The sequence below is a fragment of the Streptomyces thermoviolaceus genome (assembly GCF_045209695.1).
Lineage (GTDB): Bacteria > Actinomycetota > Actinomycetes > Streptomycetales > Streptomycetaceae > Streptomyces > Streptomyces thermoviolaceus.
In genome coordinates this window covers 3,520,628-3,534,471 of sequence record NZ_CP109280.1, presented here as the reverse complement: position 1 = coordinate 3,534,471, position 13,844 = coordinate 3,520,628, and the positions used below count along the sequence as shown (strand labels likewise).

General features: G+C 71.7%; 11 protein-coding genes, 1 tRNA gene and 1 pseudogene. 6 read left to right on the top strand and 7 right to left on the bottom strand.

What is annotated here, in order from left to right; all coding sequences use genetic code 11:
• Positions 1-393: 393 nt before the first annotated feature.
• Positions 394-1,392 carry an RNA polymerase sigma factor RpoD/SigA gene (locus OG899_RS15535; protein ID WP_125500832.1) on the bottom strand — a complete coding sequence of 333 codons (999 nt, stop codon included), beginning with the start codon at positions 1,390-1,392 and terminating at the stop codon, positions 394-396.
• Positions 1,393-2,102: 710 nt separating this feature from the next.
• Positions 2,103-2,870, bottom strand: coding sequence for a dioxygenase (locus OG899_RS15530; protein WP_125500818.1), 768 nt, complete (start codon positions 2,868-2,870; stop codon positions 2,103-2,105).
• 225 nt (positions 2,871-3,095) lie between these two features.
• Between OG899_RS15530 and OG899_RS15525 the strand changes: the two genes are divergently transcribed.
• A complete protein-coding gene (locus tag OG899_RS15525) occupies positions 3,096-3,635 on the top strand; it encodes a MarR family winged helix-turn-helix transcriptional regulator (RefSeq protein ID WP_125500815.1) in 540 nt (179 codons plus the stop codon).
• Between the two features lie 143 nt (positions 3,636-3,778).
• Here the strand turns inward: OG899_RS15525 and OG899_RS15520 are convergent, their stop codons facing one another.
• Both OG899_RS15520 and OG899_RS15515 read right to left on the bottom strand, forming a co-directional pair.
• On the bottom strand, positions 3,779-5,326 hold the full coding sequence (locus tag OG899_RS15520; RefSeq protein WP_125500816.1) for an MFS transporter: 1,548 nt from the start codon (positions 5,324-5,326) through the stop codon (positions 3,779-3,781).
• Between the two features lie 454 nt (positions 5,327-5,780).
• Positions 5,781-6,434 (bottom strand): TetR/AcrR family transcriptional regulator, encoded by a 654-nt coding sequence (locus tag OG899_RS15515; RefSeq protein WP_229813835.1) that lies wholly within the window; start codon positions 6,432-6,434, stop codon positions 5,781-5,783.
• Between the two features lie 526 nt (positions 6,435-6,960).
• Here OG899_RS15515 and OG899_RS15510 point away from each other — a divergent pair.
• From OG899_RS15510 to OG899_RS15490, 5 genes are all read left to right on the top strand, one after another.
• Positions 6,961-8,238 (top strand): M6 family metalloprotease domain-containing protein, encoded by a 1,278-nt coding sequence (locus tag OG899_RS15510; RefSeq protein ID WP_125500646.1) that lies wholly within the window; start codon positions 6,961-6,963, stop codon positions 8,236-8,238.
• A gap of 112 nt (positions 8,239-8,350) precedes the next feature.
• Positions 8,351-10,000 (top strand): IclR family transcriptional regulator C-terminal domain-containing protein, encoded by a 1,650-nt coding sequence (locus OG899_RS15505; protein WP_189427788.1) that lies wholly within the window; start codon positions 8,351-8,353, stop codon positions 9,998-10,000.
• 59 nt (positions 10,001-10,059) lie between these two features.
• Positions 10,060-10,135 (top strand) — tRNA-Arg (locus OG899_RS15500).
• Between the two features lie 146 nt (positions 10,136-10,281).
• On the top strand, positions 10,282-10,785 hold the full coding sequence (locus tag OG899_RS15495; protein ID WP_168131748.1) for an NUDIX hydrolase: 504 nt from the start codon (positions 10,282-10,284) through the stop codon (positions 10,783-10,785).
• A gap of 13 nt (positions 10,786-10,798) precedes the next feature.
• Positions 10,799-11,164 (top strand): HGGxSTG domain-containing protein, encoded by a 366-nt coding sequence (locus OG899_RS15490; protein ID WP_356849131.1) that lies wholly within the window; start codon positions 10,799-10,801, stop codon positions 11,162-11,164.
• Between the two features lie 235 nt (positions 11,165-11,399).
• Here the strand turns inward: OG899_RS15490 and OG899_RS15485 are convergent.
• The 3 genes and pseudogenes from OG899_RS15485 to OG899_RS15475 form a co-directional block, all read right to left on the bottom strand.
• A pseudogene (locus tag OG899_RS15485) lies at positions 11,400-11,899 on the bottom strand (tyrosine-type recombinase/integrase); the annotation flags it as partial.
• A 5-nt stretch (positions 11,900-11,904) separates the two neighbouring features.
• A complete protein-coding gene (locus OG899_RS15480; RefSeq protein WP_125500649.1) occupies positions 11,905-12,468 on the bottom strand; it encodes a flavoprotein in 564 nt (187 codons plus the stop codon).
• Positions 12,465-13,736 (bottom strand): helix-turn-helix transcriptional regulator, encoded by a 1,272-nt coding sequence (locus OG899_RS15475; protein ID WP_125500650.1) that lies wholly within the window; start codon positions 13,734-13,736, stop codon positions 12,465-12,467. Before OG899_RS15475 ends, OG899_RS15480 begins: the two co-directional genes overlap by 4 nt.
• Positions 13,737-13,844: the final 108 nt, after the last annotated feature.

The window sequence follows — 13,844 nt, the reverse complement described above, 5'->3', positions numbered from 1 at the left end:
GACGGCCGGCTCGCGGTCGGTGCGGTGTGCGGCGGCGTAACGGACGCCTTTGCGAGGCCCCGGGGTGCGGGGCCCGCGCGCCCGCCCGTCCGCCGCGCGGACCGGGGTGTGCCCGCAGGGGACGCACCCGGCCCGCGGATCGTTCAGCGGTGCGACATGGTGCGACGTGGTGCGATGGGTGCCTGGTTCGGCGGGGTGTGTCAGCTGGGTTGTTCCCGGGTGACGGGCCTTTGAAGCAGGGCGGGACGGCCATGTTTGCGCCGTCTTTCACCACCGGTCGCGCGCGGGCGCACGAGAGGCGTTGTGCCGAAAGTCCAGGTCCCGGCCGCCGCGGGGGAGTGCCGGCCACGGCCGGGGGCCGGGCCGGATCACGTCCACTCGGGCGGGTCCGCGTCAGGCGGCGGCGTCGAAGCCGGTGTCGCGGGCCAGCTTCTTCAGCTCCAGCAGGGCGTGCTTCTCGATCTGCCGGATCCGCTCACGGGTGAGGCCGTGCTCCTTGCCGACCTCGGTGAGCGTGCGCTCACGGCCGTCCTCGATGCCGTAGCGCATCTTGATGATGGAGGCCGTGCGCTGGTCGAGGCGGCCGATCAGGTCGTCCAGCTCCTCGCTGCGCAGCAGCGTCATCACCGACTGCTCCGGCGACACCGCGGAGGTGTCCTCCAGCAGATCCCCGAACTGGGTCTCGCCCTCGTCGTCGACCGACATGTTCAGCGAGACCGGGTCACGGGCCCAGTCCAGCACGTCGGAGACGCGCTCCGGGGTGGAGCCCAGCTCGGCGGCGATCTCCTGGGGCTCCGGGTCGCGGCCGTGCTCGCGGTTGAACTCGCGCTGCACCCGGCGGATGCGGCCCAGCTCCTCCACCAGGTGGACGGGCAGCCGGATGGTGCGGGACTGGTCCGCGATGGACCGCGTGATCGCCTGGCGGATCCACCAGGTGGCGTAGGTGGAGAACTTGAAGCCCTTGCGGTAGTCGAACTTCTCCACCGCACGCACCAGACCCGCGTTGCCCTCCTGGATCAGATCCAGCAGCGGCAGCCCGCTGCGCGGGTACCGGCGGGCCACGGCCACCACCAGACGCAAGTTAGACCGGATGAAGACGTCCTTGGCGCGCTCACCCTCGGCGACCAGTGCCTCGAGTTCCTCCCGGGTGGCGTCCACCGAGGACTCCTCGTACCCGTCGAGAATCTGCCGCGCGTACACACCCGCCTCTATGACCTGGGAAAGCTCGACCTCCTTGGCGGCGTCCAGCAGCGGTGTGCGCGCGATCTCGTCGAGGTACATGCCGACCAGGTCGCGATCGGCGATCTCGCCGCTCTGGGCGCGAACACTGCTTGCCGCGTCGACCGTCTCGCCGGCGGCGGACTGACGACGGGCGACGGCACGGGTTGCCATGCGTGCTCCCTTGCGATGGTGGGTCAGCAGGTGGTCCTTGGGACGCGCTCGGCACGTTGCTGGGAACTGCCCTCGGGTGCCCGGCATCCGAGGGAAACAACGACTGGAATCAGGACAGAATTCCCAACCTGACCCGCAACTTTTCTGATCATGCAGTACCCTGTCCCGCCACACCGCGCCGTACACCACGCGAACGAGCCCGGATCCCCAGGTCAGGACACAGGCCGGACTTCCCGGCGATCCCGGAACGATCTCGCCCGGCACCCCGGACATGAGACCCGCGTCACAGGACGCCGCAGCCCCGCGCCATGCCCCCGCGCCACCCACGACGGAAGCGCACTGACGGCACTGAACGGCAGCGCACCCCGGGGGCACCTCGGGTGCGGGCGAGCAGCGAGGAACCGGACCCAGGCGCGAGCCGTGCCGCCGGTACGCGACCCCGGCCCTCACCCCGGGCACAGCCCCTCTCGGCGGGACGCCGGGACAAGCCCACCCGGACAGATTGCCGCAAACCCGGACGTTTGGGGAACTCTGCGCACCATTTTGCCGAACCTTGCCGTTCCACCTCCGCCATGCCTCCGGACCCGGCACCCCACACCCCGCACCCCGCACCCCCGCGCGCCCTCTCCACACCCCCGCACCCCGCACTCCGCATCCCACACCCGACACACCCGAGGCCCCCGCACCCCCACATCCCCGGACGACACCCCTCAGCCGAACTGCACCGACCGCTTGGCCATCCCCATCCAGAAGCCGTCGATCACCGACTCCGGCGCGTCCAGCCCCCCGCCGGCCTCGGCGGCACCCATGGCCACGAACAGCGGGGCGAAGTGCTCGGTGCGCGGGTGGGCGTACCGGCCGGCGGGTGCGCGGTCCAGGAAGTTCAGCAGGGCGTCCCAGTCGCGGGCCTGGAGGGCCTGCCGCCCCCAGTCGTCGAACTCGGACGACCAGCTGGGCACACCTTCCCCGGCATGACGCAGGGCAGCCAGGTTGTGGGTGAAGAAACCCGAGCCGACGATCAGCACGCCCTCGTCGCGCAGCGGCGCCAGCCTGCGGCCGATCTCCATGAGCCGGGCCGGTTCGAGGGTGGGCATGGAGACCTGCAGGACCGGGACGTCGGCGGCGGGGAACATCTCGGCGAGCGGGACGTAGGCGCCGTGATCCAGGCCGCGGTCCGGCACATCCTGCACCGGCACGCCGGGGGCGCGCAGCAGCTTGCGCACGCTGTCGGCCAGCCAGGGGGCGCCGGGGGCGGGATAGGTCACCTGGTAGTAGCGCTCGGGGAAGCCCCAGAAGTCGTAGACCAGGGGGACGGTCCGGGTGGCTCCGAGAGCGAGCGGCGCCTCCTCCCAGTGGGCGGAGACCATGAGGACGGCCTTCGGGCGGGGCAGCGAGGCGGCCCACGCGGCGAGCTGACCGGGCCAGACGGGGTCGTCGGCGAGCGGCGGGGCACCGTGGCTGAGGTACAGCGCGGGCATGCGCCCCGAGGCGGCGGGCGCGGAGCCGGCCTTCGCATCCTGGGGGGCGGGCATCCTGCTCGAGGCGGCAGCGGACATGGCGGCGGCTCCTCACCGGTCGTGCGACCTGTCGGCGGCGGTCGGGCGGCCTGCCGACCAACCATCACTTGAACTTTCAAGTTACGCCCCACGGGCACGCCGTGCAATTCGTTCAATGTTCAAGTAGCAGGCTCGTAGAGTGGACACATGAGCACTCTCCCCACATCCGCAGCCGCCCTCGACCGTCCACCGCAGAGCGCCGAGGCACCCCGCTGGCTCTCCGATGAGGAGCAGCGCGTCTGGCGCGCCTACCTGCACGCCACGACGCTGCTCGAGGACCATCTCGACCGTCAGCTGCAGCGCGACGCGGGCATGCCGCACATCTACTACGGCCTTCTCGTCCAGCTCGTCGAGGCACCGCGCCGCCGCCTGCGGATGACCGAGCTGGCCAAGAACATGAAGATCACGCGCTCCCGGCTCTCGCACGCCGTCGCCCGCCTGGAGAAGAACGGCTGGGTGCGCCGCGAGGACTGCCCCTCGGACAAGCGGGGCCAGTTCGCGGTCCTGACCGACGAGGGGAACGAGGTGCTGCGGCGCACCGCTCCCGGCCATGTCGCCGCCGTGCGCCATGCCCTGTTCGACCGGCTCACCCCCGAACAGCAGCAGTCCCTCGGCGAGATCATGCAGATCGTCGCCGAGGGACTGCAGCCGCAGGACGCGGGCGCGGACCTGCCCTGGCTGCGCTGACCGGACCTGCCCCGGTTCCGCCGAGCCCGGACCGCCCTTCGAACAGGATCCGGATCCGTTCGTCCGTATCCGTGTCCCTGTGCCGGTGTCCGTGCCCTCGTCCCGGAAGTCCGTCCCGGACGGTCCGGTCGTGCCGCCCGCCGTCAGTGCAGGACGACCGGCACCGCGACCTCGTCGTCCGCGCCCGGGGTCCGGTCGGAGCCGGTGACCCGGATGCTGCCCGGCCGGCCCGCGGTGACGAAGGTCAGCGCGATCACGCCGGCCACGACGAGGATGCCGACGGCCAGCCAGATGGCCTGGGTGTAGCCGTGCACCAGGCCCTGCAGCTGCACCAGCTGTCGGCCCGTCCCGGTGCCGGCGGCCGCGATATGGCCCGTGATGTAGGAGGCCGTCGCGGAGGAGGCGATGGTGTTCAGCAGGGCGGTGCCGATGGCGCCGCCCACCTGCTGCGAGGTGTTGACCATCGCGGAGGCCACGCCCGCGTCACGCGGCTGCACACCCTGGGTGGCCAGAGACATCGCCGGCATGAACGCCGTGCCCATGCCGAGCCCCAGCAGCACCATCGCCGGCAGCAGCAGCGCCGGGTACGAGGAGCCGATCTCGATCCGGGTCAGCAGCAGCATGCCGATCGCCGCCACCAGGAAACCCGGGCCCATCAGCAGCCGCGGCGCCACCCGCGTCATCAGGCGGGCACCGATCTGCGTGGAACCGGTGATCATGCCGGCCACCATCGGCAGGAACGCGAAGCCGGTCGCCACCGGCGAGTAGCCCTGGACGACCTGCAGGTAGTAGGTCAGGAACAGGAACAGCCCGAACATGCCGATGATCGCCAGGCCGAGGGAGAGGTAGACACCGGCGCGGTTGCGGTCGGTCACCACGCGCAGCGGCAGCAGCGGCGCCTTCACCTTCGCCTCCACCACCGCGAAGGCGGTCAGCAGGACGACGGACGCGACGAACATCGCCACGGTCACGGCGTCGCCCCAGCCGTCGGACTCGGCGCGGGTGAACCCGTAGACCAGTGCGACCAGGCCGAGGGTGGACAGCAGCACGCCCGGGATGTCCAGCGGCGCACGGTTGCGGCCGCCCTCCGGCTCCCGGACGACGGAGACCGCGCCCACGGCGGCCACCACGGCGAAGGGGATGTTCACGAAGAACGTCCAGCGCCAGTCCAGATACTCGGTGAGGAACCCGCCGAGCAGCAGCCCGACGGCACCGCCACCGCCGGCGATGGCACCGTAGATGCCGAACGCCTTCGCCCGCTCCTTGGCGTCGGTGAAGGTCACCGCCAGCAGGGACAGCGCGGCAGGTGCCAGCAGCGCGCCGAAGACGCCCTGCAACGCCCGCGCGCCGAACATCATCGGGCCGCTCGTGGCCGCGCCGCCGAGCACGGAGGCCAGGGCGAAGCCCGCCAGGCCGGCCACGAAGGCCCGCTTGCGGCCCCACTTGTCGGCGATCCGGCCGCCGAAGAGCAGCAGTCCGCCGAAGGCGAGGGCGTAGGCGGTGACCACCCACTGCCGGTTGCCGTCGGAGATGCCCAGGTCGCGCTGGGCGGAGGGCAGGGCGATGTTCACGACGGTCGCGTCCAGCACGACCATCAGCTGGGCCAGCGCGATGAAGACGAGCGCCTTCCAGCGGTTGGCGTCCGCGGACTGCGCGCGGACTCCGGAAGCCTGTGCGGCTGTTTCGGACATGGATGTATCCACTTCGGGACGTCGGAGACGAGAACGATGACGTTGTGTGACGTTGCGTGACAAAAAGGGAGGAGCGAGCGCGTCACAGGACGACACCCGCCCCGCAAAGGGCGGAGAAGATCCAGGAAGCGGCCGCCGGGACGGCCGCCGGAGAAGACCGAGGGACCGGGGTACGGCGCTGTACACCGGGGTACGGCGCTGTACACCGGGGGTACGGCGCTGTACCCCTCGCCTCGGCCACCGGCCACCGGCCACGGACCACCGGCCGGCGACCGGCGGCGGCCCGGAGCGTGACCTTCGGTCAGCGAGTCAGCGGACGGACGCCCGGCACCTGTCGGACGCTGTCCGACGAGGCCCGGTGCACGGTCGGCCCGGCTAGGACGTACGACTGCGTACGGTGCGTACGACGGGCGGTCGCGGGCCGGTCACGTCGTGCCCCGGCCGCGGCGACCGGTCAGGCGTGGCGGAGATCCTCCAGGGTCGTGGCGGTCCCGGGCAGGACCGAACGGGCCGGGGCCCGCAGTCCGTCCAGGAGCAGCTGCAGATGACGATGGACGAAGCGGTCGTGGACGAGGCAACCGGTACCGGCCGGCGGGCGGCTGAGCTGGGCGAGGGCGACCATCAGATCGCCCACGCCCACGTCCTCGCGCAGCTGCCCGGCCGCCTTGGCGCGGTCCATGACCTCCGCGACGAGGCGCTCCACCCGGTCACGGGCGGCCACCAGGTCGGGATGGTGCTGGTCGAAGGTGCTGGACAGCATCGGGCACAGCGCGCTGATCCGTTCGCGGGCCGCGGCGTGCACGAAGCGCGACAGCGCCTCGAACGCGTCGCCGGTCCGAGCGAGCGCCTCCTCGGCGGCGTGCGCCGTGCGGTCCATGACGGAGCAGACGACCTCGCGGACGAGGGCGTCACGGTCCGGGAAGTTGCGGTACAGCGTGGCATTGCCGACGCCGGCCCGGCGGGCGATCTCGTCGAGCGGCACCTCGGGGCCGTCCTCCACGAACATCTCCCGGGCGGCGGTGACGATCCGCTCCCGGTTGCGCACGGCGTCGGCACGCGGCCGGGTCGCCTTGCGCTGCACGGGCCGCGCGGTCGTCGGGGCGTTCACGGCGTACTCCTGGGTCGATGACTCGGTTGCTTGATCGGTACGGATCGGTGAGCCGCGCGATCCGGGGAACATCTCTCCGTTTCGTGCGGGCACTGGTCCAAACGGGGAACAGATCCCCGGTTATTTCCCCCTCGTACGACATGTCCATGTGACGTGCGGCACATCCGGCGAGACGTCGTCCCCTCCCACGGATCGAGCCCCGCCCCGGACACGCGGCCCCACCCGGCACGGCGCCGCGCCGCACCCCCGCGTCCCACCACCGCCCCTGCCCCGCCGCCCGGCCGGACCGCGTTCTCCGGCTGGTTCCGCGCCGCCCCCGCTCACCACCGGCCCGCCCCCTTCCTCCGTTCCCCCGTCCGGCCGCTCCCCTTCCTCCGTTCCCCCGCCCGGATCCCCCCGTCCCACGACCGGACCTCTTCAGCGCGCGACCGGCGGCGCCGCGACACAGGGTGAGCGAAAGGGTGCAGCCGGATACCGGTGGCTTCTCGGAGCGAACCGGTGGCTGCCTGGAGCGAAAGGTCCACGCATGCAGCCGCAGCCGCCCCGATGCCGGATACCCCACCGTCGCGCGGCCGCCTTCGCGGCCGTCACCCTGCTGACCTTCGCGGTCAGTTCGGCGGGCACGGCGCACTTCACGGCGGGCGACACGGCGGCCCGGGCGGGAGCGGTCGCCCTGACCCCCGCCCTCGTGCCCTGCCTGATCAGCGGCAGCTCGGCGGTGCAGATGGCGGAGGGCATACCCACCCGCGGTCACTACGCCCGCTCCACCGGCACCGTGCACGCCCTCACCCTGATGATCGACTTCTCCGACGCCCCCGGTGAGGGCACCGCCATGGACCGCTTCCACGAGTTCTTCCCGCAGACCCAGGAGTGGTTCCGCACCGCCTCCTACGGCCGTCTGACCTACCGCCCGGAGACCCCGATACGCGACTGGCTGCGGATGCCGAAACCGTTCAAGGACTACGGCATAGAACGCGGCGCCCCCTTCGACCCGGGCTACCGCCGCCTCGTCCAGGACATCGTGGCCGCCGCCGATCCCAAGGTCGACTTCCGCCAGTACGACCTGCTCAACGTCCTGATGACCCCCAACGCGGGCCCGCCCGCCCTGGAGACGGTCCTGTCGGTGACCTTCGCCGGCAACACCGCCGCCCCCGTCGCCGACGGCGTCCCGATCGCCAACGCCTCGTTCGTCTACTCACGCCAGGACGACGGCTCCGGCTCCTACCCCCACACCGGCTACCGGGTCCTGCCCCACGAGAACGGCCACGTCTTCGGCCTGCCCGACCTGTACACCCAGGAGGGCGGGGGCGCGGTCGGCCACTGGGACATCATGAGCGAGGACTGGGGCGCCAACAACGACCTGCTCGGCTGGCACAAATGGAAGCTGGGCTGGCTGGATGCCGACCAGGTGCACTGCGCCAGCGGACGCGGCGTCAAGGAGTACACGCTGACCCCGCTGGGACGGCCGGGCGGACCCAAGCTGGTGTTCGTCCCCCTCGACGGCCGCACCGGCTACGCCCTCGAACTGCGCACCCGCGACGGCAACGACGAGGAGGTGTGCTGCCCCGGCATCCTCATCTACAAGGTCGACGCCGGGGTGGACACCGGTCAGGGCCCCATCAAGGTCTTCGACGCCCACCGCGACACCGGCGGCTGCACCAACAGCCCCAACGTCCACGCCGAACTCTCCGACGCCCCCTTCGCCCCCGGCGAGACCTTCAAGGACCCCGAGGCAGGCATACGCATCGACGTCACGGCAGCCGACCTGGAGGGCAACTACCGGGTCCGCGTCACGCGACAGTGACCCGCCCCGACCTGCCCTTCCTTCTCCTCTCCGCATCTCCTCCCGCCCCGCCCGGACTACCGTAGGCGTGCTGCCCGCCGCCCCTGAGTCCCGCACGGGAGAGAGACCGACGATGCCCGCGACGCCCGCGCACCCGACGACACGGCCCACCGGGGCCGCCGGCGCCGCACCCGCCACCGCCCCCGAGGCCTCCGACGTCCCCGAGACACCCACGGTCCCCGCCGAGGCGGTCACCCCCCTGATCCGCGGCATCACGGTCCTGCACCGCCTGACGGAGGCGGGCGGCACCCTCACCCCCAGCATGCTGGAGAAGGCCACCGGCCTGGCCCGCTCCACGGTGGACCGCATCACCGCGACCCTGGCCCGCATGGGATACGTCCGCCTCGACGGCCGGGACGTCGTCCTCACCCCGCGCCTGATGGAACTGGGCAACGCCTACCTGGCCGCTCTGCGCCTGCCCGCCCTGCTCGACGCACACGCGGACGCACTCGCCGACGCACTGGACGAGTCGGTGTCCCTGGCGGTCGGCGACCGCGACGGCATCCGCTTCATCCACCAGGCCACCCGGCGCCGCGCGATGTCGCTGAGCTTCCGCATCGGCGACCTGCTGCCCGCCGAACGCACCGCACCGGGGCCGCTCTTCGCGACCGAGTGGACGGAAACGGACTGGCAGCACTGGCGCCGACGCCGAGCGGCCGACCCGGAGGACCGCACCTTCCCGGCCGTACCGCCGCGCCCCCACCTGCGGGACGACTTCGAGCAGCGCACCGCCGACGCCGCACGGCAGGGCTGGGCGCTGGACGACCAGCTGATCGAGCCGGGCCTGGTGGCCGTCTCGGCCCCCGTACGCCACCCGGCGACCGCCCGGATCGCCTGCGTGGCCAACGTGGTCAGCCACACCAGCCGCCACACCGCCGAGGACCTGCGCGCCACCCTGCTGCCCCGCCTGCGCGAAACGGTCGCGGCCATGGAACGGGACCTCGCCACCGCCCCGCCCGCACCCCAGGGACCGCCCCCCGCCGACCTGGCCACCTGGACGGCCGCGTCGAAACAGGAACTGGGCAGGGACTTCGTCGAATCCCTGGCCCGCGGCCTGACCGTCCTGACCGCCTTCGACGCGTCCCGGCCCGCCCTCACCCTCACGGAGGTCGCCCGGGCCACCGGCCTGGCACGCGCCACCGCCCGCAGAGCCCTGATCACCTACGAACACCTGGGCCTGGTACGCCACCACCCCGACACCCGCACCTTCACCCTCACCCCACGGGTGCTCTCCCTCGGCTTCCCCCCGCTGTCCCGCACCTCACTCCCCCGCATCGCCCAGCCCCACCTGGAGGACCTCGCGGCCCGCGTCCAGGAGTCCGCGTCCCTGGCGGTCCTCACGCCGTCCGCCGACGAGATCCAGTACACGGCCCGCGCCGTCACCCACGGCATCATGGCCGTCGACATCACCGTCGGCACCCGCCTCCCGGCCCACGCCACCGCCCTGGGCCGCGTCCTCCTGGCCGACCCGTCCTCCCCGACCGCCCGCGCCGGCTACGCTCTGGCCGACGAGGAACTCGAACAGGGCCTGCGCGCCCTCGCGGTCCCCGTCCGCGACCGCACCGGCCGCACCGTGGCCGCCGCCAACCTCGCCATGCACGCCGCCCGCCACACCCGCGAGGCCTGCCTCGACCACCTCCTCCCCGCCCTGCGCGACACCGCGTCCCGCATCGAGGCCGACCTCCACGTCGCCTCCCGCTTCACCCAGGTCCCCCTGACCTGACCCCACGCCCCCGCCCGGATCCGGTACCCTGACGGCTGTGGCCCACGTCGCCACGATCCGCCTTCGTAGCTCAGGGGATAGAGCACCGCTCTCCTAAAGCGGGTGTCGCAGGTTCGAATCCTGCCGGGGGCACCAGCGCAAACGGCCCGGACGATCATGGTCCGGGCCGTTGTGACGGCGGCGTTCGACAGCAACCGCCGCTCAGGTGTCCGGCAACCGGCACGTGCAGTGAGCTCTGTTGCTCCGGCGGCGAGCCTTGTGAGCCGAGAGGGCCGAGGATCGTGAGCACTGAACGCCCGCACTCCGTGAGCGTCGCCGGGGTCGTCGTGGACGACCAGGGCCGTGCTCTGCTGATACAGCGCCGCGACAACGGCCACTGGGAGCCGCCGGGCGGTGTTCTCGAACGTGACGAGACCATCCCGGAAGCCCTCCAGCGTGAAGTCCTCGAAGAGACCGGAATCAAGATCGCTCTTCCGGCGACCCTGACCGGCGTCTACAAGAACATGAAGGGCCTGATCGTCTCGCTGGTCTTCCGATGTGAAGCAGCCGACGGCGTGCCCACCACCGGTGAGGAGACCCGCGCACTGCGCTGGGCCACCCGCGAAGAGGTCACCGAGCTTGCCGACGAGGCGTACGCGATCCGCGTCCTGGACGCCCTCGACGCGACGACCCCGCCGGCCATCCGCGCCCACGACGGCGTGAACCTCATCCCCAAGGCGGGGCTCCAGCAACCGTGGACTGTCCATGGACGCACCTCGCCCTATCCGCCAGGTGCAGGGCCGTGACCTGCCCAGTTGAATGGTTGTCGTACAGCCTCCGGAGCCGCATGCGTGTCGGTCAGCCGGAGCCACCTGTCTCATGTTCCACCTGAGAGCCCCAGTGTGCTCCCGCGTGTATCTTGCGGAGCCAGCGTGCGCCTTCCCCACCGGCGGAAGCCAAGTCATGGTGTCTAGGGCTTACGTTCTGCGTGACGAGGCTGGAGGGGGAAGAAGCATGGCCAAGTGCGGTGCGAGGACCAAGACAGGAAAGCCGTGTCAGCGGAAGGTGGTGACAGGCACCTCCCGCTGTCCGGTTCACCAGGGGCCGTGGTCCGCGTACGGAGTTGCCCAGCGCAAGGAGAAGGAGGCCAAGGAAAAGAAGCGCAAGATTCGCAAGAAGCGCTGACTCCGGCTGACATCCACAGGTGACATCAACGGCACCGGACGCAGGCACCCATGCGCGTCTCAGCACGCACTGTCCGATGGGGCCGGGCTCTGCCGACCGCGTTCGGATCGAAAGCGGAACGCGGGTGAAGCAGGTTCAGCTCCTGCCGGGGGCACAGCACAAAGGGCCAGCTCAGGAGGGTTCTCTTCCCAGGCTGGCCCTTCGGCATATCCGGGGTCGTGCCACAACCGTGCCACTACGACGTCACGCGACCCCCGTCGGACGACGCGGAGCCCGCTCCCCCACCGTCCCGAATCATGGCGCCGAGCCGGTCCGCGATCACCCGGTCCCGGTCACTGGTCATGTGCTGGTAGATCAGCGCCGCCCGGGAACTGCTGTGCCCCATCCGGGTCATCAGCTCCCGCGTACTGGCGCCGGCCGTCGACGCCAGCGTGTTGCCCGTGTGCCGCAGATCGTGGAAGTGCAGTTCCTCCGTCACGCCCGCCGCCTTCCGGGCCCTCACCCAGTCGTCCCGGAAGTTGCTCCGCCGCAGCTGCCCTCCCTGCGGCCCGACGAAGACATGACCGTCATGTCCCGGAGCCGCGAAGTGGTCCACTTCGGCGCCTTGTCGACGAGCCGGCCGTCCTGCAGCTCGGCCTGCGCACGGCGCACCGTCACGGTCCACCCCTCCACGTCGATGTCCCGGCGCCGTAAGGCCGCCAGCTCCCCGAACCGCAGAGTGGCGAAGGCCACCAGGGGGTTCATCGGTTCCGGTCCACGCCCCCGGTCGCCGACGCCAGCAACTCCAGTGCCTCCTCCCAGCGGAAGCGTTCCGCGCCGCCGCCGGCCTTGGGGCGGTGCGGGTCGTAGGAGCCGATCAGGACGCCCATGTCCCGCAGCCGGTCGAGGCTTTGCCGGTAGGCGGGGTGGGCGGCCTGGGCGGAGTTCACGTAGGGCAGGGCCACAGTCGGGATGCCCAGGCCGTAGGCCTCGCACAGGATGCCCAGGGCGAGGGTGTCCGATATGCCGGCGGCCCATTTGTTGATGGTGTTGAAGGTGGCGGGAGCCACGGCGATCGCGTCCGCCGGCGGCAGGGGACGCGGTTGCCCCGGTGTACGCCAGGCGGAACGGATCGGGTAGCCGGTCTGCGCCTCGATCGCCCTGGTGTCGATGAAACCCAGTGCCTGCGGTGTGGCGATGACGCCGACGTTCCAGTCGGCCTTCTGGGCGGCGGTGATGAGCGTGCCGACGTCAGGGGCCACGCCCGACGCGCACACGACGACGTACAGGAAGGGCTTGGTGTCCAGGGCGGTCGGTTCTGTCACGTGGGGACTCCCAACTGGCGGCTGAAATGATGCAGTTCCGGCAGTGTTCGTCGGCGGTCGCGGGCGGCCATGTCGGCGACCAGGCTGCGGATGTCCGGACGGCGGATGTCCTGGGCGGCGCAGGACTCGGCGATCCTCAGCGCCTGGTAGCCGTCGGCCAGGCGGCCCTGCTGGCTGTAGGCGCGGGCCGTCTCGATCCAGAGTGCGGCGCGGCGCTCGGGGACCGGGATGGGGCGGCGCATGAGGGGCTGTGCCGCCCGCAGGGCGAGGCCGGCGTCGCCGAAGGCCACCAGAGCGCTCAGCTCGTGCAGGGCGACGTTGGTCGGGCTGAAGGTGGCCCACGCGCCGGGCCGGTCGAGAGCGACGTACCGCGAGACGTCCTTCGCTTCGGTGAGGAATTCCTGCGTGGCCGCGCGATCGCCGAGGCGGCTGGCCGCGGTCACGCCGCGCAGGAGCAGCAGTCCTACCGCAGCGAGGTACTGCGGACAGCGCCGGTCGTAGGAGCCGGCGAGCCGGCCGGCGGTGTGCCGGACCAGGGTGACGGCCTGCGTGGCGTGCTGTTCGCGGACCAGGACGTGGGCCTGGACGCGAACGCTGGAGGCGAGGACGACCGGATCTCCCGACCGTTCGGCCTCGGCCATCGCGCGGCCGACGGCGAGCCATGCGGTGCCCTGGTCGTGCCGTTTGAGCAGCAGGCTTGTGGTCGTCTGATACGCCGTGGCCAGGAGCCGGGACACCGTGTCCCTGTTCGTCGCGTCGTCGGCTGCCTGTCGCAGGTCGGCGATCAGGCCGGGGAGGGCGCGCTCCAACTCCGCGTAGTGGCAGGTGTGGAGGAGCCTGAGTGCTGATGCGACGCGGTCGTGCAGGACGGCCGTGTCCTGCGGGTCACCGGTGCCCGGAGGGTCGGCACCGGGCAGGAGGGCCTGGACGAGGGCGGTGTGCGAGGGCGGGGAGCCGGCCGGAGCCGTGAGCGCTGCGATGCTCGCGGAGAGGAAGGTGCGGCGTCGCATGTCGTCAGCCTCCTGATCGGCGGCGGAGACGTCCTGAGGCGGGGCGAGGCCCAACTCGTGCGGCGGGATGTCCAGTTCGCGGGCGACGGCGCGCAGTACGCGGATGTCCTGCGTGCCGCGTCCGCTCTCCAGACGGCTCACCTTGGACTGGTGATACCCGAGCGCTGCGGCCACGTCGTGCTGGGAACGCCGCTGCGACACCCGCGCCCGACGGATGCGTTCCGCGATCCGTCTTGCTTCCTCCTGCGCGTCGGCCATCTGCCGCGGCCCCGTCCACCGTCGCTGATCCTGCCAGCGCGATGCGCTCAGGGGAGGGCGGTGATGCGGTTCCTGCATAAGCCATGCGGTACCCACACCAAGGACTCG

Excerpts from the sequence above, each read along its gene's own strand:
- OG899_RS15535 (WP_125500832.1), bottom strand. The coding sequence starts at position 1,392 with ATGGCAACCCGTGCCGTCGCCCGTCGTCAGTCCGCCGCCGGCGAGACG.
- OG899_RS15530 (WP_125500818.1), bottom strand. The coding sequence starts at position 2,870 with ATGCCCGCGCTGTACCTCAGCCACGGTGCCCCGCCGCTCGCCGACGAC.
- OG899_RS15525 (WP_125500815.1), top strand. The coding sequence starts at position 3,096 with ATGAGCACTCTCCCCACATCCGCAGCCGCCCTCGACCGTCCACCGCAG.
- OG899_RS15520 (WP_125500816.1), bottom strand. The coding sequence starts at position 5,326 with ATGTCCGAAACAGCCGCACAGGCTTCCGGAGTCCGCGCGCAGTCCGCG.
- OG899_RS15510 (WP_125500646.1), top strand. The coding sequence starts at position 6,961 with ATGCAGCCGCAGCCGCCCCGATGCCGGATACCCCACCGTCGCGCGGCC.
- OG899_RS15505 (WP_189427788.1), top strand. The coding sequence starts at position 8,351 with ATGCCCGCGACGCCCGCGCACCCGACGACACGGCCCACCGGGGCCGCC.
- OG899_RS15490 (WP_356849131.1), top strand. The coding sequence starts at position 10,799 with ATGGTTGTCGTACAGCCTCCGGAGCCGCATGCGTGTCGGTCAGCCGGA.
- OG899_RS15475 (WP_125500650.1), bottom strand. The coding sequence starts at position 13,736 with ATGGCCGACGCGCAGGAGGAAGCAAGACGGATCGCGGAACGCATCCGT.